This is a genomic window from Bordetella bronchiseptica, from assembly GCF_900636925.1.
Taxonomy (GTDB): domain Bacteria; phylum Pseudomonadota; class Gammaproteobacteria; order Burkholderiales; family Burkholderiaceae_B; genus Bordetella; species Bordetella pertussis.
The window spans coordinates 1972857-1992749 of the sequence record NZ_LR134326.1; the positions used below are offsets into that span (position 1 = coordinate 1972857).

14 protein-coding genes and 1 tRNA gene are annotated in these 19893 nt (G+C 67.4%); 5 read left to right on the forward strand and 10 right to left on the reverse strand.

The annotated features are described in order from the left end of the window. Positions 1-36: 36 nt before the first annotated feature. Genes lspA through EL288_RS09240 form a run of 3 tightly spaced genes read right to left on the reverse strand, consistent with a single transcriptional unit; the run spans position 37 to position 4362 of the window. Entirely contained in the window at positions 37-543 is a 507-nt protein-coding gene (gene lspA / locus EL288_RS09230) for a signal peptidase II (protein WP_003812559.1), read from the reverse strand. 2 nt (positions 544-545) lie between these two features. Beyond that, positions 546-3407: an isoleucine--tRNA ligase gene (gene ileS, locus EL288_RS09235; RefSeq protein WP_003812558.1), complete on the reverse strand. Its 2862-nt coding sequence runs from the start codon at positions 3405-3407 to the stop codon at positions 546-548. Continuing rightward, positions 3397-4362: a bifunctional riboflavin kinase/FAD synthetase gene (locus EL288_RS09240; RefSeq protein ID WP_003812556.1), complete on the reverse strand. Its 966-nt coding sequence runs from the start codon at positions 4360-4362 to the stop codon at positions 3397-3399. Before EL288_RS09240 ends, ileS begins: the two co-directional genes overlap by 11 nt. Positions 4363-4421: 59 nt before the next feature. Between EL288_RS09240 and purN the strand changes: the two genes are divergently transcribed. Together purN and EL288_RS09250 are read left to right on the forward strand one after the other, a co-directional pair. Next, positions 4422-5075: a phosphoribosylglycinamide formyltransferase gene (gene purN / locus EL288_RS09245; RefSeq protein ID WP_003812554.1), complete on the forward strand. Its 654-nt coding sequence runs from the start codon at positions 4422-4424 to the stop codon at positions 5073-5075. Positions 5076-5262: 187 nt separating this feature from the next. Next, entirely contained in the window at positions 5263-6564 is a 1302-nt protein-coding gene (locus tag EL288_RS09250; RefSeq protein WP_003812553.1) for an RsmB/NOP family class I SAM-dependent RNA methyltransferase, read from the forward strand. On the opposite strand, the gene EL288_RS09255 is transcribed toward EL288_RS09250, so the two are convergent. Further along, positions 6561-6851 carry a hypothetical protein gene (locus tag EL288_RS09255; protein WP_225665834.1) on the reverse strand — a complete coding sequence of 97 codons (291 nt, stop codon included), beginning with the start codon at positions 6849-6851 and terminating at the stop codon, positions 6561-6563. The two genes, EL288_RS09250 and EL288_RS09255, sit on opposite strands and share 4 nt — an antisense overlap. Before the next feature lie 345 nt (positions 6852-7196). Between EL288_RS09255 and EL288_RS09260 the strand changes: the two genes are divergently transcribed. Continuing rightward, positions 7197-8405 (forward strand): DesA family fatty acid desaturase, encoded by a 1209-nt coding sequence (locus EL288_RS09260; protein ID WP_003812548.1) that lies wholly within the window; start codon positions 7197-7199, stop codon positions 8403-8405. Beyond that, positions 8402-10702 carry a UvrD-helicase domain-containing protein gene (locus EL288_RS09265; protein ID WP_003812546.1) on the forward strand — a complete coding sequence of 767 codons (2301 nt, stop codon included), beginning with the start codon at positions 8402-8404 and terminating at the stop codon, positions 10700-10702. Before EL288_RS09260 ends, EL288_RS09265 begins: the two co-directional genes overlap by 4 nt. Positions 10703-10754: 52 nt before the next feature. Here EL288_RS09265 and EL288_RS09270 read toward each other — a convergent pair whose 3' ends face one another. From EL288_RS09270 to dapC, 6 genes are all read right to left on the reverse strand, one after another. Beyond that, the gene (locus tag EL288_RS09270; protein WP_010926400.1) at positions 10755-13367 is read right to left on the reverse strand and encodes a TonB-dependent receptor; all 2613 of its coding nucleotides are present in this window, start codon (positions 13365-13367) and stop codon (positions 10755-10757) included. A 359-nt stretch (positions 13368-13726) separates the two neighbouring features. Next, the gene (locus EL288_RS09275) at positions 13727-15652 is read right to left on the reverse strand and encodes an ABC-F family ATP-binding cassette domain-containing protein (protein ID WP_003812542.1); all 1926 of its coding nucleotides are present in this window, start codon (positions 15650-15652) and stop codon (positions 13727-13729) included. Continuing rightward, positions 15649-16545 (reverse strand): 50S ribosomal protein L3 N(5)-glutamine methyltransferase, encoded by an 897-nt coding sequence (gene prmB / locus EL288_RS09280; protein WP_033455027.1) that lies wholly within the window; start codon positions 16543-16545, stop codon positions 15649-15651. Before prmB ends, EL288_RS09275 begins: the two co-directional genes overlap by 4 nt. Before the next feature lie 6 nt (positions 16546-16551). Continuing rightward, on the reverse strand, positions 16552-17691 hold the full coding sequence (gene dapE, locus EL288_RS09285; protein WP_003812538.1) for a succinyl-diaminopimelate desuccinylase: 1140 nt from the start codon (positions 17689-17691) through the stop codon (positions 16552-16554). Further along, on the reverse strand, positions 17691-18512 hold the full coding sequence (dapD, locus tag EL288_RS09290) for a 2,3,4,5-tetrahydropyridine-2,6-dicarboxylate N-succinyltransferase (protein WP_033458429.1): 822 nt from the start codon (positions 18510-18512) through the stop codon (positions 17691-17693). Before dapD ends, dapE begins: the two co-directional genes overlap by 1 nt. A gap of 25 nt (positions 18513-18537) precedes the next feature. Continuing rightward, the gene (dapC, locus tag EL288_RS09295) at positions 18538-19734 is read right to left on the reverse strand and encodes a succinyldiaminopimelate transaminase (RefSeq protein ID WP_033448163.1); all 1197 of its coding nucleotides are present in this window, start codon (positions 19732-19734) and stop codon (positions 18538-18540) included. A gap of 45 nt (positions 19735-19779) precedes the next feature. Between dapC and EL288_RS09300 the strand changes: the two genes are divergently transcribed. Next, a tRNA-Leu gene (locus EL288_RS09300) sits at positions 19780-19866 on the forward strand. Positions 19867-19893: the final 27 nt, after the last annotated feature.

Consider the following 19893-nt stretch of genomic DNA (forward strand, 5'->3'; position numbering starts at 1 on the left):
TGCGCTTTGCCGCGGCGACGGGGCCGGACGCCCCGGTCAGTCCTGCACGGTCGGCCGCTTGCGCGCCCGCAGCAGCTCGTCGACGACCAGCAGCACGGCGCCGCAGGTGATGGCCACGTCGGCCAGGTTGAATGCGGGATAGTGCCAGTCGCGCCAGTAGAACAGCAGGAAGTCCACCACATGGCCGTAGGCCACGCGGTCGATCACATTGCCCAGCGCGCCGCCCATGATCAGCGTCAGGGCCAGGCTGAAGCGCGGCTGGCCGGCGGTGCGGCGCAGCAGCCAGACGATGACGATCGAGGCGCCCACGCCCAGCGCGGTGAAGAACCAGCGTTGCCAGCCTTCCTCGGAAGCGAGAAAGCTGAATGCCGCGCCCCGGTTGTACAGCAGGGTGAAGTCGAAGAACGGCAGTACGTTGAGGCGTTCGCCGTACTGGAAGGCGCCGTCGAAGTACAGCTTGGTCGCCTGGTCCAGCACGATGATGAGAGCGGCCGCGGCCAGCCAGGGGGCCAGTCGCGGCGCGGCGGCGCGGGCCTGCGTCATGGTCAGGCCCGCGTGCGCGGCTCGCCGGCGCCGAACAGGTTGCTCACGCAGCGGCCGCAGATCTCGGGATGGTCGGCGTCCTGGCCGACGTCCGGGCGCCAGTGCCAGCAGCGCTCGCACTTTTTGTGCCCCGACGCAGCGATCTCGATGCGCAAGTCGTCGGCGTCGGCATGCACGGTGGCGCGCGAGACGATCAGCACGAAACGCAGGTCATCGCCCAGGCTGGCCAGGATGTCGTGGTCGGCCGCGTTGGCGTACAGGTCCACTTCGGCCTGCAGCGACGAGCCGATGGCGCCGGCCGAACGCACCTCTTCCAGCTTGCGCTGCACCTCCGCGCGGATGGCGCGCAGGCGCGTCCACTTGGCGGTCAGGGCCTCGCCGTCGGCAAACGGCGGCAACGCGTGGTAGACCTCGGTGAAGATGGTGACGCGCGGGGCGTCGGCCTGCTTGGCCAGCGCCGAGCCGGCCAGGACCTTCCAGGCTTCCTCGGCGGTGAACGAGAGGATGGGCGCCATCAGCTTGAGCAGCGTCTGGGTGATGTCGAGCAGCGCGGTCTGCGCCGAACGGCGCGCGGCGCTGCCGGCAGCCGTCGTGTACAGGCGGTCCTTCAGGATGTCCAGGTAGAACGCGCCGAGGTCTTCCGAGCAGAACGTCTGCAGGCGGGAGACGGCCGGATGGAAGTCGTAGCGTTCGTAGTGGCCCTGGACTTCGGCCTGCATCTGCGCGGTCATCGCCAGCGCGTAGCGGTCGATCTCGAACAGCTCGCCATACGGCACGGCCTGGCCGACCGCGTCGAAGTCGGCCACGTTGGCCAGCAGGAAGCGCAGCGTGTTGCGGATGCGGCGATAGCTTTCGACCACGCGCTTGAGGATCTCGTCGGAGATCGACAGCTCGCCCGAGTAGTCGGTGGAGGCGACCCACAGGCGCAGGATCTCGGCGCCGAGCGAATCGGACACTTTTTGCGGCGCGATGACGTTGCCGACCGACTTGCTCATCTTGCGGCCCTGGCCGTCGACCACGAAGCCGTGCGTGAGCAGGCCCTTGTAGGGGGGATGGCCGTACAGCATGCAACCGGTCAGCAGCGACGAGTGGAACCAGCCGCGGTGCTGGTCCGAGCCTTCGAGGTAGAGGTCGGCGGGCCAGGCCAGTTCGGCGCCGTGCGAGCCGCCCAGCACGCCGTCCTTGCCGCCCAGCACCGTGGCATGGGTCGAGCCCGAGTCGAACCACACGTCCAGCGTGTCGCGGTTCTTTTCGTACAGCTCGGCTTCGTCGCCCAGCAGTTCGCGCGGATCGAGCGATTGCCAGGCCTCGATGCCGCCTTTCTCGACGCGCTGCGCGACCTGCTCCAGCAGCTCGACGGTGCGCGGGTGCAGCTCGCCGGTTTCCTTGTGCACGAAGAAGGCCATCGGCACGCCCCATTGGCGCTGCCGCGACAGCGTCCAGTCGGGGCGGTTGGCGATCATCGCATGCAGGCGCGCGCGGCCCCAGGCGGGGTAGAAGGCGGTGGCGTCGATGCCGGCCAGGGCGCTTTCGCGCAGGCTCGGGCCGCCGTCGCGCGGCTTGACGTCCATGCCCGCAAACCATTGGCTGGTGGCGCGGTAGATGACCGGCGTCTTGTGGCGCCAGCAATGCATGTAGCTGTGCGACAGTTTCTGGACCAGCATCAGCGAGCCGGCCAGCTTGAGCGCTTCGACGATCCTGGGATTGGCGTCCCAGATCGACAGGCCGCCGAACAGCGGCAGGCTGTCGACGAACTTGCCGTCGCCCATGACCGGGCCGAGGATGTCGCTGTCCGCCAGGCCGTGGGCCTTGCACGAGACGAAGTCTTCGATACCGTAGGCGGGCGCCGAGTGCACGACGCCGGTGCCGGTGTCCAGGGTGACGTAGTCGCCCAGGTAGATGGGCGAGGTGCGGTCGTACCCTTGGGCGGCGGCGGCCAGCGGATGGCGAAAGCGCAGGCCTTCGAGGGCCTCGCCCTTGGCGGTGGCGATGATCTCGCCTTCCAGCCCCCACGCCTTCAGGCTGGGCTCGACGCGTTCCTGCGCCAGCAGCAGCAGCGGACCGTGCACCGGCGTGGGCGTGACGCGCACCAACGCGTAGTCGATCTCGGGGTGCACGTTGAGCGCCTGGTTCGACGGAATGGTCCAGGGAGTGGTGGTCCAGATGACGATGGCGCCGGCGTCGACCTCGTCCAGGCCGAAGGCGCGCGCCAGCGCGCCGCGGTCGGTGAACGGGAAGGCCACGTCGATGGCCGGATCGACCCGGTCGGCGTACTCGACCTCGGCCTCGGCCAGCGCCGAGCCACAGTCGAAACACCAGTTGACCGGTTTCAGGCCGCGGAACACATAGCCTTTTTCCAGAATGCGGCCGAGCACGCGGATCTCGTCGGCCTCATTGCTGAAGTTCATCGTCAGGTAAGGGTTGTGCCAGTCGCCCAGCACGCCCAGGCGCTTGAAGTCCTTGCGCTGGCGATCGATCTGTTCGAGGGCGTAGGCGCGCGCCTTGGACTGGACCTCGGTGACCGGCAGGTGCTTGCCGTATTTCTTTTCGATCTGGATCTCGATCGGCATGCCGTGGCAGTCCCAGCCCGGCACGTAGTGCGCGTCATAGCCCGCCATGTTGCGGCTCTTGACGATGATGTCCTTGAGGATCTTGTTGACGGCGTGGCCGATGTGGATGTCGCCGTTGGCATAGGGCGGGCCGTCATGCAGCACGAAGCGCGGACGGCCGCGGCTGGCGGCGCGGATGGCCTGGTAGACCTGGGTTTCCTCCCATTCGGCAACCCAGCCAGGCTCGCGCTTGGCCAGGTCGCCCCGCATCGGGAAGGGAGTGTCGGGCAGATTGAGGGATTTTTTATAGTCCATGAACGGCAAAATAGGCGCGCGCGTTTTGCGCGTCTTGGGCGATGGCGGCAGTCAGGGAGGGGAGATCGGCGAATTTTTCTTCGTCCCGCAGCTTGTGCAGGAACTCGACTCGCACGAGTTTACCGTATGCGTCGAGGCTCTCGTCGAGCAGGTGGGCTTCGAGCAGCACCCGGCCGCGGTCTTCGACCGTCGGACGCACGCCCAGGCTGGCCACCGCCGGCAAGGGCCGGTCCTGCAGGCCGAGCACGCGCACCACGTAAATACCCGAGCGGGTGGCGCAGCGCGGCGCCACCCGCAGGTTCATGGTCGGGAAACCCAGTTCGCGGCCCAGTTTCCGGCCATGGATCACATGGCCGCTGATATGGAACGGCTGGCCCAGCAGCTGCGCGGCGCGGTCCAGGTCGCCCACCGCCAGGGCGGTGCGTACCTCGGAGCTGGAAATGCGGTGGCCCTGGCGGTCGGTGATGTCGGCCAGGGTACAGACTTCGAAACCGTGCGCCAGGCCTGCCTCGCGCAGCAGGTCGATGTCGCCGCTGCGCTTGTGGCCATAGCGGAAATCCTCGCCGACCAGCAGCCAGCGGGTCTGCAGGCCGGCCACCAGCAGGTCTTCGATGAAGGCGTTGGCCGACATTTCGGCCAGCCGGGCGTCGAAGCGCTCGACCGCGACCTGTTCGATGCCGGCGGCTGCCAGCGCCTGCAGCTTGTCGCGCAGTCCGGAAATGCGGGTGGGCGCCAGTTCGGGGCGGCGGTTCAGGGTGGCGAAGTATTCGCGCGGGTGCGGCTCGAAGGTCATGACGGCGGGCACGAGGCCGCGCGCGCGGGCCTCCTGGCGCACGCGCGCCAGGATGGCCTGATGGCCGAGGTGGACGCCGTCGAAATTGCCGATCGTCAGGGCGCACGGCGTGCGTTGCGAGGGCGGGGGCGGGTAGCGGTAGATGCGCAGCGATGGTTTCACGACCGAGAGTTTACAATTTTGGGTTGACCCGCTTTTGGAAAGTTTTCATCTTGCCGCAAATGTCCAATCCCAAGCGCCGCCTCGTCATCCTGATTTCCGGGCGCGGCAGCAACATGCAGGCCCTGGTGCAGGCGTGCCGCGGGCAGTCCTGGCCGGCCGAAGTGGCCGCCGTGATCGCCAGCCGCCCGGACGCCGCCGGCCTGGATTGGGCGCGCCAGCAAGGCATCGCCACGGCGGCCCTCTACCACAAGGACTACCCCAGCCGCGAGGCGTTCGACGCCGCGCTGGCCCGGGAGATCGACCGCCACGCGCCCGATTACGTGCTGCTGGCCGGATTCATGCGGGTGCTCACGCCGGGCTTCGTCAATCACTACGCGGGCCGGCTGGTCAATATCCATCCTTCGCTGCTGCCGGCGTTTCCCGGCCTGCATACGCATGCGCAGGCCCTGGCCACCGGCGTGCGCGCGCATGGTTGCACGGTGCATTTCGTGACGCCCGTGCTCGACCACGGCCCCATCATCGCGCAGGGCTGCGTGCCGGTGCTGGCGGGCGATACGCCCGAGGCGCTGGCCGGGCGCGTGCTCGAGGTCGAACACCAGGTCTATCCGGCGGCGGCGCGCTGGCTGGCCGAAGGAAGGGTCAGCCTGACCGCCGACCAGCGCGTCGAAGTCGCCGGCGAGCCGCAGCGCCTCTTTTTCTGGCCGGCGGCGTAAGCCGGCGGCCTTCTGTAATACCAGGGCGTCTTGCGCCCTTCTTGGAATTGTCATGACGAAAAATACTGTCAACCGGCCGCGCACGGGCCGGGCCTCCACGCCAGTTCGCGCCGATCGCGGCGCGCCGGCGCGCGCCGACCGGCCTCGCACCCCGATTGCGGTCATTCGTATCGACCAGGTCCAGCGCGTGCTTGGCGAGGTGCTGCAGTGGACCTATCCCGCCGACGCCGTGCTGTCGCACTGGCTGCGCGCGCACCCTGGCATGGGCGGGCGCGACCGCGCCGAACTGGCCCAGGCGGTCTACGACGTGCTGCGCCACCTGCGTCGCTATCGGCAGTTCGCCGAGAGCGGGGTCGGGCCCGCGACGCGCCGGCTGGCCATCCTGGGCCTGGCGGCCACGATGAACCCCGAGGTCCTGGCCGAGGGGCTGGGCGCCGACGAGGCGGCGTGGCTGCAGCGCATCCGGCACATCGATGTGGCGACCTTGCCGCGCGCGGTGCGCGCCAGCGTGCCGGACTGGCTCGACGAGCGGCTGGCGCAGCTGGACGATTCCGAGGCCCTGCTGGACGCCTTGAACCGGCCCGCCAACCTGGATATCCGGGTCAACCCGCTCAAGGCCGAGCGCGACCCCATGCTGGCCGTGTTGCGCGCCGGCCCGGCCGGACGCTTCGACCCCCAGCCCATGCCTTATTCGCCGTGGGGCATTCGCCTGGCGGGGCACCCATCGGTCAATCGCTGGCCCCAGTTCGAGGACGGCAGCATCGAGGTGCAGGACGAGGGCAGCCAGTTGCTGGCCCTGCTGATGGGGCCGCGGCGCGGCGAGATGATCATCGATTTCTGCGCCGGGGCGGGCGGCAAGACCCTGCTGCTGGGCGCCCTGATGCGCTCGACCGGCCGTCTTTACGCATTCGACGTCTCGGCGGCGCGGCTGGCGCGCGCCAAACCGCGCTTCGCCCGCAGCGGCCTGTCCAACGTGGTGCCGGTGGCGATCGACAGCGAGAACGACACGCGGGTCAAGCGGCTGGCCGGCAAGGCGCAGCGCGTGCTGGTGGACGCGCCGTGCAGCGGCATCGGCACCCTGCGGCGCAATCCCGACCTGAAGTGGCGCCAGCACCCCCAGTCCATCGCCGAAATGTGCGAGCTGCAGCACCGTATCCTCAAGAGCGCGGCGCGCTGCGTGGCGCCCGGCGGGCGGCTGGTCTATGCGACCTGCAGCCTGCTGGCCGAGGAAAACGCCGAGCAGGCCGAACGCTTCCTTGCCGAACACCCGGATTTCGAACGCCTGGACGCTGCGCAATTATTGGCCAATCGTTGCGCCAATCTGACATTGAGCGGCCCCTACGTGCAGCTGCGGCCGGATGTGCATGGCACCGACGGCTTTTTCGCCGCGGTATTCGAGCGCCGCAAGCCATCCGCGGCGGCCACGCAGGAGCCTGCGGTCGTGGCGGCCGAAACCGGGCCCGGCGAGCCGGAAGACGCGGCCGGCTAGTTGCGCGGCACCACCATGATGGCGGCGCTGTCGCGCCGGGACGCGGGCTGGCGGGGTTGATGGGTGACCTCCCAGATCACCGTGTCCTGGCCCGGTTGCGTGCCCCGGTACACGATCTGCGTCACGGGCACCGCCGTGTGCGCGCAGCGCCCGCCCGGGCCGCTGTTGCCCTGGGACTGCACGACGGTGGCAGTGCCCAGGCGCGGCGGTTGCACGATGCGCACCAGCGGCGGGCGCAGCGGCGCGCAATCGGCGCCGCGGATCTGGTAATACGATGCCAGCGTCACGTTGTCGCCTACCTGCACGGTAGGGCCGGCGGCCCAGGCGGCGGGCACGGCGAGGGCGAGAAGGGCGGGTAATAGGCGTAACATCGAGAATGGCCGGTGCGGATCAGGGTGTCAGCATACAGGTAGCCGGTTCTTTGTAGCAAAATGTATTATTGCTATGGTGCTGGCGGCCCTGCACCCTCATCTACAGGGTGGGCCAGTGGGCGGCAGGGGCTGCGCGCAACCCGACCAGATGCAGCTTAGTGCTTGATTTCCCTCAAAAACTATTTTGAAACCACGCTGTCATAAGGGCATCAGGTAGGCTAAACTTTCAGCCACTTTACAAGTGAGGCTCCAAAAAGCTTTATGGATTCCATCCTTTCTTTCATTTCCGGCGGTCTGACCCAAGCCACTTGGTGGCAGATCGTGCTGTTCACCCTGGTCGTGACGCACATCACCATTGTGTCGGTCACGGTGTTCCTGCACCGCAGCCAGGCGCACCGCGGCCTGGACCTGCATCCGGCAGTGATGCATTTCTTCCGCTTCTGGCTCTGGATGACCACCGGTATGGTCACCAAGGAGTGGGTCGCCATCCACCGCAAGCACCACGCCAAGTGCGAGAAGGAAGGCGATCCCCATTCGCCGATGCTGTTCGGCATCTGGAAGGTGCTGTTCCGCGGCGCCGAGCTGTATCGCGAGGAGTCCGCCAACAAGGAAACCATGGCCAAGTTCGGCCACGGCACGCCCGATGACTGGCTCGAACGCAACATCTATTCCAAGCACAGCCTGGCCGGCGTGCTCACCATGCTGGCCATCGACCTGGCCCTGTTCGGGGCGGTCGGCCTGACGGTCTGGGCGGTGCAGATGGCCTGGATCCCGTTCTGGGCGGCCGGCGTGGTCAATGGCATCGGCCATTACTGGGGCTACCGCAACTACAACAGCCCGGACACCAGCACCAACGTGTTCCCGTGGGGCATCATCATCGGCGGCGAAGAGCTGCACAACAACCACCACGCGCACGGCACCTCGGCCAAGTTCTCGGCCAAGTGGTACGAGCTGGACATCGGCTGGGGCTATATCAGCATCCTGAAGTTCTTCGGCCTGGCCAAGGTCAAGAAGGTTGCGCCCAAGCTGAAGCTGGAATCGGGCAGCAAGGGCATCGACCTGAGCACGCTGCAAGGCGTGATCACGCACCGCTACGAAGTCATGGCCCGCTACGGCGACCTGGTCAAGCGCGCCGCGCGTGAAGAGCTGAGCAAGCTGAAGTCCTCGCGCCAGCAGGACGCCGCCAATTGCCGCTGGACCACGCTGCGCCGCGTGCGCCGCTGGCTGCACCGCAACGAGGAAGTCCTGCAGCCCGAGCAGCGCGCCGAAGTCGACCAGGCCATCGCCCAGAACCAGTCGCTGTCGACGCTGGTGCAGATGCGCCGCGAACTCGGCCGTCTCTGGGAAAGCTCCAGCGCCAGCAGCGAGCAGCTGTTGCATGACCTGCAGGCCTGGTGCCAGCGCGCCCAGCAAAGCGGCATCGCCGGGCTCGAGCAATTTGCTCTGCATCTGCGCCGCTACGCGGCATGATGCTGGAAAAGCTCAATCCTGAACAACGCGCTGCAGTAACGCTCGAACCGCAACACGCCCTGGTTCTCGCCGGGGCGGGCAGCGGCAAGACCCGCGTACTGACGACCCGGATGGCCTGGCTGATTCAAACCGGCCAGGCCAGTCCATTTGCGCTGTTGGCAGTCACCTTTACCAACAAGGCGGCGCGTGAAATGCTCACGCGCATGTCGACCCTGTTGCCGATCGACACGCGTGGCCTGTGGATCGGTACCTTCCACGGCCTGTGCAACCGCATGCTGCGCGCGCATCATCGCGACGCGGGCTTGCCGCAGGCATTCCAGATTCTCGATACCACCGACCAGCTGGCCGCCATCAAGCGCCTGCTCAAGGCGGGCAATATCGACGACGAGAAGTACCCGCCACGCGATGTGCAGCGTTTCATCAACGGCGCCAAGGAAGAGGGGCTGCGTCCCGGCGACGTCGAGGCCTACGATCCGCACCGGCGCAAGCTGATCGAGATCTACCAGCTGTACGAGGCGCAGTGCCAGCGCGAGGGCGTGGTCGATTTCGCCGAGCTGCTGCTGCGCGCGTACGAGCTGCTGTCGCGCAACGCGCCGGTGCGCGAACATTACCAGCGGCGCTTCCGCCATATCCTGGTCGATGAGTTCCAGGACACAAACACGCTGCAGTACAAGTGGCTGCGTCTGCTGGCAGGCACCGGGGCGGCGATTTTCGCGGTCGGCGACGACGATCAGTCCATCTATGCGTTTCGCGGCGCCAACGTCGGCAACATGGCCGACTTCGAACGCGATTACGCACATGGCCGTGTCATCCGCCTGGAACAGAACTACCGCTCGTACGGCCACATCCTGGATTCGGCCAATGCCCTCATCGGGCACAACACCGGACGCCTGGGCAAGAACCTCTGGACCGAACAGGGCGAGGGCGAGCCGGTGCGCGTCATCGAGCAGCCCTCCGACGGCATGGAGGCGCAATGGCTGGTCGACGAGATCCGCGCGTTGATCAACGACGGCCGCATGCGCAGCGAAATCGCCGTGCTCTACCGCAGCAACGCGCAATCGCGCGTGCTCGAGCATGCGCTGTTCTCGGTGGGCATCCCCTACAAGGTGTACGGTGGCCTGCGCTTCTTCGAGCGCCAGGAAATCAAGCACGCGCTGGCCTATCTGCGCCTGATCGCCAATCCGAACGACGACACCTCCTGGATGCGGGTGGTCAACTTTCCGACCCGCGGCATCGGGGCGCGCACGCTCGAGCAGCTCAGCGACGCGGCGCGCGCGCACGACACCAGCCTGTTCGGCGCGGTGGCCCGCGTCGGCGGCAAGGGCGGCTCGAATCTGGCGCAATTCGCGCAGCTGATCGGACAGATGGCGCACGACACGCGCGAGCTGCCGCTGCCCGAACTGGTGGACCATGTCATCGAGGCCAGCGGCCTGAAGGCCCACTACCAGACCGAACGCGAAGGCGCCGAGCGCCTGGAGAACCTCAACGAACTGATCACCGCTGCCACGGTGTTCGCGGCCGAGGAAAACTTCGAAGGCTTGCCGGCCGGCGTCGTGCCCGATCACGATGTGAGCGGCGCCCTGATGCCGGGCGTCGTCGATGCCCCGCAACCCGATACGCTGGGCGGCCTGACACCGTTGGCGGCTTTCCTGTCGCATGCGGCGCTGGAAGCCGGCGACAATCAGGCGCAGGTGGGCCAGGACGCGGTGCAGCTGATGACCGTGCACGCCGCCAAGGGCCTTGAGTTCGACGCCGTGTTCATCACCGGCCTGGAGGAAGGGCTGTTCCCGCACGAGAACAGCATCATGGAGCCCGCCGGCCTCGAGGAAGAGCGGCGCCTGATGTACGTGGCGATCACCCGGGCCCGGGAAAGGCTGTATCTCAGCCTGGCGCAAAGCCGCATGCTGCACGGCCAGACGCGTTACGCCATGCGTTCGCGTTTTCTCGAAGAAATTCCCGAGCAGCATCTGAAGTGGCTGAGCCCGCGCGCCGGCCTGCATCAGGGCGGCGGCTTCGGCGGCGCGGCGCCGGCCTGGAGCAGTCGCGGCGACGCCTTTGGCCGCAAGCCTACCGGCACTGCCGCACCTCGGCAGCCGCGTGGCATGGCCAGCGGCGTCACCGTGGGCGAGCAGCAGTTCCGGGTGGGGCAGGGCGTGCGCCACGCGCGCTTTGGCGACGGCACCATCATAGGCCTCAGCGGTTCGGGGCAGGACGCCCAGGCCCAGATCCAGTTTCGCGACGTGGGCGCCAAGACGCTGGCGCTGGGCATCGCCAAGCTGGACATCATCACGGCCTGAGCTTCGCGTCTTGCGCCCGCATCGGCTGGCGCAAGACGCGGCAGGGCCATTCTCAATAGCGGTATCCCACCTGCAGCCAGATCTCGCGTCCGGTGCGATAGCGCCGCGCATCGATCAGGCTGTCGCGCGGGTTGGTCGTCAGCGCCGCGATGCGGTTGAGCACATTGAGCACGTCCAATGCCAGGGTGACCTGGCGCGCGAACGGGGGTTGCCAGATAAGGCGGGTGTCCCAGCTCCAGTACGAAGGGGCGGAAAGCGATTCGTACATGTCGAGGTACTCGGGGGCGGGCCCTGTGTCCACGAACGCGATTTCCTTGCGCCGCCCGTGCCAGTTCACGGTGTTGCTCCACGTCAGTCCGTGGCGCGGCCAATGGCCGGTGAGATCCAGCGAGACCTTGTGCGGCAGGTTGAAGTTGCTCGGCGGCAAGTTCGCTGCCGGGATCCGCTTGCCGTTGTAGTACACATAATCGGCCCGTTCCACAGGCGATGATTCATAGCCCTCGGCCAGGTTCAGGTTGCGCTTGTTGCGCTGGTAGCCCCAGCTGGCCTGGGCATGCCACAGCGTTTCGCCCAGCCGCCACGCCTCTTCGTTGGCCAGGGTGAGATTCCAGCCGTCGGTGCGCGAGTTGCCTTCGTTGGTATAGCGATAGCCCACGCGCGAATCGCCGCGGCGCGTGACCTGGTCGCGGCCGTTGCGGTGCACGAACGTCAGCACGCCGCGTATGCCGTAGGCGCGCTGCGCCAGCGAGAAGGCCCATTCGTCGTCGTAGGGGCTGCGCAGGCCGTCGTAGTTCACGCGCGTGATTTTGCGTCCATTGGGCACGGGATCGCCGTGGTGGTCCAGCACTTGCTCGCTCAGGCGGCTGAACTCTTCCTGCATGGCGATCTTGAGGACATGCCCGCCGTAGTAGCGTGACCAACCCGCGCTCAGGACGGTGTCGTCGCTGCCCAGCACATCCCAGTCCAGGCGCGCCCGGGGCGCGAGCGTGCGGTGGTGCAGGAAGTTGTCCCTGTCATAGCGCAGGCCGGCGTTCAAGGTCCAGCGCCGCCACGTGAGTTCATCCGACGCATACAGCCCCAGCCTGGTGTAGTCGAGCGTAACCGAGCCCGGCAGGTGGCGGACCTTGCTGAAGTGTTTTTCGGTGCCGTCCTCCCGGTGCACGGCCCGGTACGAGTATGACTGGTTGTAGCGCTTGAAGCGCGCGCCGGTGTGCTCGACCTGCAAGCCCACATAGGAGGCATGGCTGACCGGGCCGGTCTGGATGGGCGCCAGGTCGAGCCGCGTGGCCAGCGTCAGGTTGCGCTGGCCCTTTTCGTCCTTGCCATATCCGCCGCTGGCGAATCCGGGCCGACCGTCGACGAAGTCGTGCTGCACGAATTCGGTATGGGCAGAGTTGCGGTGGCTGTCGAACCGGTCCCATCCCAATTGCGCCGACAGCTTGCCGCCGCGCAAGGTATGTTCGATATTCCAGACCGCGCCCTGCGCGCCGTGCCGATTGCGCCAGTCCGTATCGCGGAAGAAATTGCTCACCAGATGTTCGCGCCGATCGGCGTACTTCAGGCTCAGGTCCGTGATCGTGTCGGCATCCAGGCGCAGGCTGAACTTGCCCAGCAGGTTGTCGACGCGGTCCAGGGAGTCGTCGCGCTCGGGACGGTCCAGGTGGCCCACCGCGCCCAGGCGCCAGCGTTCGATCCGGGAAATGCGCCGTGACAGGCCCAGCACCAGGCCGGCGCGTTCGCCGAGCGCGATGTCGGCGGACGCGGTATGGAAGCGCTTGCGCCAGGACGGCGTGAAATCCGGGGTGCCCTGCAGCCAGTCTTCGGCGTTGCCGGGCGCGATCTTCTGCCGTGTCAGGTTCGAGCCGTTCCAGCGATAGTCCAGCTTCACGTGGTTTTCGCCCGACGGCCGGCGCAGGCGCGCATCCACCACGCCGCCGTTGAATGCGCCATACTCGACCGGAATGCTGTTGTCGAAGACGCGCACTTCGCCCAGCAGCGCAGTGTCCAGAAAATAGGCTTGCGGGTTGCTGGGAACGTCGGTGAAGTTGCGGCTCTTGTTGGCCGGGTCGACCCGGCTGGTGGCGCCGACGCCGTCGATGAGAAACAGGTTCTGGTAGGGGCTGGCGCCGTGGATGGAGATGTCCTCCACGTTCAGCGTTCCCCGGTTGGCGCCGTCCTCGGCGGTGCCGCTTTCGCGTATGGCGGGATGCGTGGCGATCAGCGCGCTGAGGTCTCGGTTGGAGGCCGGCGTGGCGGCGATCTCCTGCTCGGTATAGACGCGCTCGCGCGTTGCGTCGCCGTACACGCGCACCGGTTCGAGCGGCCACGCCGCGGCCGCGTCGGCGGCGCGCACGACGGCATAGCGGTTCGCGCCCGCGGCGCGCCATGTCAGGCCGGAGCCGCGCAGCAGGTGTTGCAGCGCGGCCTGCGCAGTCATCGTGGCGCGCAGCGCCGGCGCCTGTTTACGCGCGGCCTCGCGAGCATCGAACGAGAGCGCCACGCCGGCTTGCCGGGCGTATGCCCGCAGGGCCGCGTCCAGGGGTTGGGCGGGAAGATCGAAGGCGAGGGCGGGGGATTGCGTCGCCGCGTGGGTCGCCGCGGCGGTGCAGAGCAGCAGCGCGGCCAGAGTTGTGCGTTGGCGCTTCTTGAGGATGGGTTTCGACATGCGTGCCTTCCGGACTGAGTGAAATACAGTCGTGCAAGAGCATGCATATCGGACGCGAGGACGATACCGGGCGCGGGGGGCAAGGTGGCCGTGTATCCGGGCTCATGGGGCGTTCAGGAAATCCAGCAGTGCTTCGATCTCGCCGGGGCTCGGGTCCGGCGGGCGCAGCCAGCCGCCCATCGGCGCGCCGCGGTAGCGGCGGTGCCGTGATGCTGGGGGGATACGTCCGTGTGCGAAGACATGGCGCCGGCGCGGTACTGCGCGGTCAGAGTCGAATTCGCGGCGGAGTATAGGAGATAATGCGTCTCGCTGGTTTTACTCTGCGCGGATTCCTACGCCAAGGTGCGCGGGCGCCGCGCTCAGGCGGCGTTGTCCTGCTCGATCTCTTCGAGTGCCTGCTGGATCTCCAGCCATTGCTCCTCGAGGTCATTGAGGCGCTTGCCGGATTCGCCGTGTTCGGTCATCACTTGCTGGCGTTCGGTGCGTCGCGCGTCGGAATAGAGATCGGCGTCGGCGATCACGGCATCCAGTTCCTGCAGGCGGGCGCGGGCGCGCTCCATGTCGGCCTCGACCTTCGCCAGTTTGGCGGCCAGCGGCTTGCGCAGCGTGGCCAGGCGTTGCCGCTGCTCGGCTTCGAGCCGGCGCTGGGCCTTGCGATCGACGGCCACGCCCGGCTCGCCGGCGGCGGCCTCGCGCGCGGCGGCGCGTTCGCCGGCGTTGCGGGCGGCCAGCCAGTCCCGATAGTCTTCGAGATCGCCGTCGAACTCGCGCACGCCGCCGTCGGCCACGATCCAGAAGCTGTCGACCGTGGTGCGCAGCAGGTGCCGGTCGTGCGATACCAGCAGCATGCTGCCGGAGAATTCCGCGAGCGCCGTGGCCAGCGCCTCGCGCGTCTCCACGTCCAGGTGGTTGCTGGGTTCGTCGAGCAGCAGCAGGTTGGGTTTTTGCCAGACGATCAGCGACAGGGCGAGACGGGCTTTCTCGCCGCCGGACATGGGGCCGACCTTGCTCAGCACGGTGTCGCCGGAAAAGCCGAAGCCGCCCAGGTAGTTGCGCAGCTCCTGCTCGCGCACTTCCGGAGCCAGCCGCGCGAGGTGCGCGAGCGGCGTGCTGTCGAGGTCCAGCATGTCGAGCTGGTGCTGGTGGAAATAGCCGATCGCCAGCCCGCGCGACGCGCGCCGCGTGCCGGCATGCGGGGCCAGCTCGTCGGCCAGCGTCTTGATCAGGGTGCTCTTGCCCGCGCCATTGGCGCCCAGCACGCCGATACGGCTGCCGGCTCGCACCATCAGCGTGACGTCGCGCAGAATGGGCTCGGCGCCGCCGTAGCCGGCATCCATGTGTTCCATGGCCAGCAGCGGGTCGGGCATGTGGTCGGGCGAGGGGATGCGGATATCGATGCCCGATTCGGCATGGATAGGCGCCAGCGCTTCCATGCGCGCGAGCGCCTTGACGCGGCTTTGCGCCTGCTTGGCCTTGGAAGCCTTGGCCTTGAAACGATCGATGAAGCCTTGCAGGCGCGCGGCTTCGCGCGTCTGGCGTTCGTAGGCGATATTGGCCTGGCGCAGGCGTTCGGCGCGCTGCAGCAGGAAGTCCTGGTAGCCGCCGCGATAGCGCTGCAGCTTGGCCTGGTCGAAGTGCAGGATGGCGCGCGCCACCGCGTCCAGGAATTCCGTGTCGTGCGAAATCAGCAGAACCGTACCGGGATAGGCGGTCAGCCATTTCTCCAGCCACAGCATGGCGTCAAGGTCCAGGTGGTTGGTTGGCTCGTCCAGCAGCAACAGCTCCGACGGCGCCATCAGCGCGCGCGCCAGCGCCAGCCGCATGCGCCAGCCGCCGGAAAAGCTGCGCACCGGCTGCATCCATTCGGATGGCTTGAATCCCAGGCCCGCGAGCAACTGCTCGGCGCGCGAGGCCGCGCTCCAGGCGCCCGCCTCGATCAGCGCCGCTTCGGTTTCGGCGATCTGCGTGCCCTGGTCGTCGGTCAGCGCGGCGCGCTGGGCCTGCAGTGCGCGCAGGTGGGTGTCGCCGTCGATGACGAATTCGCGCGCCGCTTGCGCGTCGGCGGCAATCTCCTGCTGCACGCTGGCGATGCGCCAGCCCGCGGGCAGGTCCAGGTTGCCGGCGTCGGGGTCCAGCGCGCCGGTCAGCAGCGCGAACAGCGACGATTTGCCCGCGCCGTTCTTGCCGACGATGCCGACGCGTTCGCCGGGATGCACAACGAAATCGGCACCGTCGAGCAGCACTTTGGTGCCGCGGCGCAGGGTCAAGCCAGAAGCGCGTATCACGTGTTCAATTGTTCGCGGGTAAGCAGCAGAATCTGGTCCGAGGATTCCGCGGTGTCCAGCCATACCGGCTGCAGATCAGGGAAGGCCGCCTCGAAATGATCGCGCTCGTGGCCGATTTCCAGCACCAGCACGCCGTCGGCGGACAGGTAGCCGGGGGCCGCGGCCAGGATGCGGCGCACCAGATCCATGCCATCGGCGCCGCCGGCCAGCGCCAGCGCCGGCTCGTGGCGGTATTCCTGGGGCAGGGCGTCCATCGAGGCCTGGTTGACGTAGGGCGGGTTGCAGACGATGACGTCATAGGCGGCCGCCGGCAGGGCCTCGAACAGATTGCCCTGGCGCAAGGTCAGGCGGTCCTGCAGACCGTACTCGGCAACGTTGCGCGCGGCGACTTCCAGCGCATCGGACGAAACGTCGACGGCGTCGACTTGCGCAACGGGAAAAGCCAGCGCGGCCAGGATGGCCAGGCAGCCCGACCCGGTGCACATGTCCAGGGCGCGCTCGACCTGCAGGGGATCCCGCACCCAAGGCGCCAGCCCCTCGTCGAGCAGTTCGGCGATCGGCGAGCGGGGCACGATCACACGGCGGTCGACATGGAACCGATGGCCGCGCAGCCAGGCCTCGCCGGTCAGGTAGGCGGCCGGCAGGCGCTCGGTGACGCGCCGGTCTATCAGGTCGAGCACGCGGCCGCGTTCGCTCGGCAGGACGCGCGCATCCAGGAACGGATCGAGGGTATCGGGCGGCAGATGCAGGCCGTGCAGCACCAGGTAGACCGCTTCGTCCCAGGCGTTGTCGGAGCCGTGGCCCAGCGCGACACGGGCCGCGTTCAGGCGCGACACCGCGTAGCGGATCAGGTCGCGCAGGGTCTGCAGCTCTTGGCGATTATTGTTTTGCATGGAGGATCAGTCGGCCAGCAGCAGGTTTTCCAGCGTGCGGCGGTAAATGTTCTTCAAGGGCGCGAGGCTGGACAGTTCGATGCGCTCGTTGACCTTGTGGATCGTGGCGTTGCAGGGGCCGAACTCGATGACCTGCGGGCAGATCCTGGCGATGAAGCGGCCATCGGATGTGCCGCCGGTGGTCGAGAGTTCGGCCTGCAATCCGGTTTCGGCCTGGATTGCCGACACCAGCGCATCGGTCAGCGAGCCGCGCGGCGTCAAGAAAGGTTCGCCGCCCAGCTCCCAGTCGAGCTGGTACTCCAGGCCGTGGCGGTCCAGCACCTCATGCACGCGCGCCTTGAGCTGGCCGGGCGTGCTGGCGGTGGAAAAGCGGAAATTGAACAGCGCCACCGCCTCGCCCGGCACGACGTTGGTCGCGCCCGTGCCGGCGTGCAGGTTGGAGACCTGGAACGTGGTAGGCGGGAAGTACTCGTTGCCCTGGTCCCATTCGATGGCGACCAGTTCGGTCAGCGCCGGCGCCAGTTGATGGACCGGGTTGCGCGCCAGGTGGGGGTACGCGACATGGCCTTGCACGCCCTTGACCAGCAGGCGTCCGGACAGCGAACCGCGGCGTCCGTTCTTGCATACGTCGCCCAACGCCTCGGTGGAGGTCGGTTCGCCGACGATGCAGTAGTCGAGCTGTTCGCCGCGCTGGCGCAGCTCGTCGCAGACGATCACCGTTCCGTCGACTGCCGGCCCCTCTTCGTCGGAGGTGATCAGCAGGGCGATCGAACCCGGGTGTTCGGGGTGCGCCGCCACGAACTCCTCGGCCGCCACCACGAAGGCGGCGATCGAGCTTTTCATGTCGGCGGCACCCCTGCCGTACAGGAACCCGTCGCGCTCGGTCGGCACGAAGGGGTCGCTGTCCCACTTGTCGCGCGGACCGGGCGGCACCACGTCGGTATGGCCGGCGAACACCGTCAGGGGCGCGCCGGCGCCGCGTCGCGCCCACAGGTTGGTCACGCCGCCGCGCGCAATCGTTTCGCATTGGAAACCGATGCGCTCCAGGCGCTGCGCCAGCAGCATCTGGCAATCCACATCGTCGGGCGTGACCGAGGGACGGGCGATCAGATCCTTGACCAGATCCAGTACGGCAGATGCGGTCATCAGGCCCTCAGCAGGTCATTGATGCTGGTCTTGGCGCGGGTCTGCGCGTCGACGCGCTTGACGATCACCGCGCAGGCCAGGCTGTGCGAGCCATCCTCGGACGGTAGCGAGCCGGGAACCACGACCGAGCCCGACGGCACGCGGCCGTACGAAACCTTGCCGGTGGCGCGATCGTAGATCTTGGTGCTTTGCGACAGGAACACGCCCATCGCCAGCACCGAGTTCTCCTCGACCACCACGCCCTCGACGACTTCCGAGCGCGCGCCGATGAAGCAGTTGTCCTCGATGATGGTGGGGTTGGCCTGCAGCGGTTCGAGCACGCCGCCGATGCCCACGCCGCCGGACAGGTGCACGTTCTTGCCGATCTGCGCGCACGAGCCCACGGTGGCCCAGGTATCGACCATGGTGCCTTCATCGACATAGGCGCCGATGTTGACGTAGGAGGGCATCAGCACCACGTTGCGGGCGATGAAAGCGCCGCGGCGCGCCGCGGCCGGCGGCACCACGCGGTAGCCGCCGGCCTTGAACGCGGCTTCGCCGTAGCCGGCGAACTTGGTCGGCACCTTGTCGTAGAACTGCAGCGGGCCCTGGCCCATGACGGCATTGTCGTGCAGCCGGAACGACAGCAGCACGGCCTTCTTGATCCATTGGTGCACGATCCATTGATCGTCGATTTTTTCGGCCACGCGCAGGCGGCCCAGATCCAATCCGTCGATCGTGTGTTCGACGGCATCGCGCACTTCGGCGCTCGCGTCGACGGGCGACAGGTTGGCCCGGTTTTCCCAGGCTTGTTCGATGGTGGTCTGCAGGTCGAGAGTCATGACGGCTCAGCTATTCCAGGGTTGATCAAATGGAGGTTCTTGCAAAATGGGCGATGCGCTCGGCGGCCTGTACGCATTGGTCCAGTGGCGCCACCAGCGCGATCCGTATGCGGCCTTGGCCGGGGTTGGCATTGTGCGCTTCGCGCGCCAGCAGGCTGCCCGGCAGCACCGTGACGCCGGTACGGCCATAGAGCTCGCGCGCAAACGCCGTATCCGAGCCGGGCGTGCCCGCCCACAGGTAGAACGAAGCCTGTGGCGCGCGCACATCCAGTACGTTCTGCAGGATGGGCAGCACGGCTTCGAACTTGGCGCGATACTGGCGCCGGTTTTCCTGCACATGCGTCTCATCGGACCACGCAGCGATGCTGGCGGCCGAAACAACCGGGCTCATGGCGCTGCCATGGTAGGTGCGGTACAGCAGGAAGCGCGCCAGCAGCGCGGCGTCGCCGGCCACGAACCCCGAACGCATGCCGGGCACGTTCGAACGCTTGGACAGGCTGGAGAACGCCACCAGGTTCGTGTAGCGATCGCGCCCCAGGCGGCGCGCCGCCTGCAGGCTGCCCAGCGGGGGGTTATCCTCGTCCAGATAGATTTCCGAGTAGCACTCGTCCGCGGCGATCACGAAACCATGGCGATCGGACAGCTCGAACAGGGTGCGCCATTCTTCCAGGCTCATCACGTTGCCGGCGGGATTGCCCGGCGAACACACGAACACCAGTTGGGTCCTGCGCCAGACCTCGTCGGGCACGCGCGCCCAGTCGCAGCCGAAATCGCGTGCCGGGTCGGCGTTGACGTAATAGGGGGTGGCGCCGGCCAGCAGGGCCGCGCCCTCGTAGATCTGGTAGAACGGATTGGGACACACCACCAGCGCGCCGGCCGAGGGATCGATGACGGTCTGGGCGAAGGCGAACAACGCCTCGCGCGAGCCCAGCACCGGCAGCACTTCGCTCTCGGGATCGGGCGCGGGAATGCTGTAGCGGCGCGACAGCCATTGCGAGATCGCCTGGCGCAGGGCCGGCTCGCCCTTGGTCGACGGATAGACCGACAGGCCCGCCAGGTTGGCGGCAATGGCCTGGCCTACACAGGCCGGAGCCGCGTGCTTGGGCTCGCCGATCGACAGGTTGATGGGAGGCAGGTCGTGCGTCGGCTTACCAGCGTCCGCAAGCAAGGCCCGCAATTTTTCAAAAGGATAAGGATGCAAGGCATCGAGGCGCGGATTCATGGGGCATGATTTTAACAAGCAAGCTACAATAGCGGGCTTGGCTTTGCGAAGGTGGCGAAATTGGTAGACGCACCAGGTTTAGGTCCTGACGCCGTAACAGGTGTGCGGGTTCGAGTCCCGCCCTTCGCACCAACTCATTGACACCCGTTGATCGCTATT

What these genes read in the sequence shown, in the direction of transcription:
- lspA (WP_003812559.1), bottom strand. Translation starts at nt 543, where the DNA reads ATGACGCAGGCCCGCGCCGCCGCGCCGCGACTGGCCCCCTGGCTGGCC.
- dapE (WP_003812538.1), bottom strand. Translation starts at nt 17,691, where the DNA reads ATGACCGCATCTGCCGTACTGGATCTGGTCAAGGATCTGATCGCCCGT.
- dapC (WP_033448163.1), bottom strand. Translation starts at nt 19,734, where the DNA reads ATGAATCCGCGCCTCGATGCCTTGCATCCTTATCCTTTTGAAAAATTG.
- prmB (WP_033455027.1), bottom strand. Translation starts at nt 16,545, where the DNA reads ATGCAAAACAATAATCGCCAAGAGCTGCAGACCCTGCGCGACCTGATC.
- ileS (WP_003812558.1), bottom strand. Translation starts at nt 3,407, where the DNA reads ATGGACTATAAAAAATCCCTCAATCTGCCCGACACTCCCTTCCCGATG.
- EL288_RS09270 (WP_010926400.1), bottom strand. Translation starts at nt 13,367, where the DNA reads ATGTCGAAACCCATCCTCAAGAAGCGCCAACGCACAACTCTGGCCGCG.
- EL288_RS09260 (WP_003812548.1), top strand. Translation starts at nt 7,197, where the DNA reads ATGGATTCCATCCTTTCTTTCATTTCCGGCGGTCTGACCCAAGCCACT.
- dapD (WP_033458429.1), bottom strand. Translation starts at nt 18,512, where the DNA reads ATGACTCTCGACCTGCAGACCACCATCGAACAAGCCTGGGAAAACCGG.
- purN (WP_003812554.1), top strand. Translation starts at nt 4,422, where the DNA reads ATGTCCAATCCCAAGCGCCGCCTCGTCATCCTGATTTCCGGGCGCGGC.
- EL288_RS09265 (WP_003812546.1), top strand. Translation starts at nt 8,402, where the DNA reads ATGATGCTGGAAAAGCTCAATCCTGAACAACGCGCTGCAGTAACGCTC.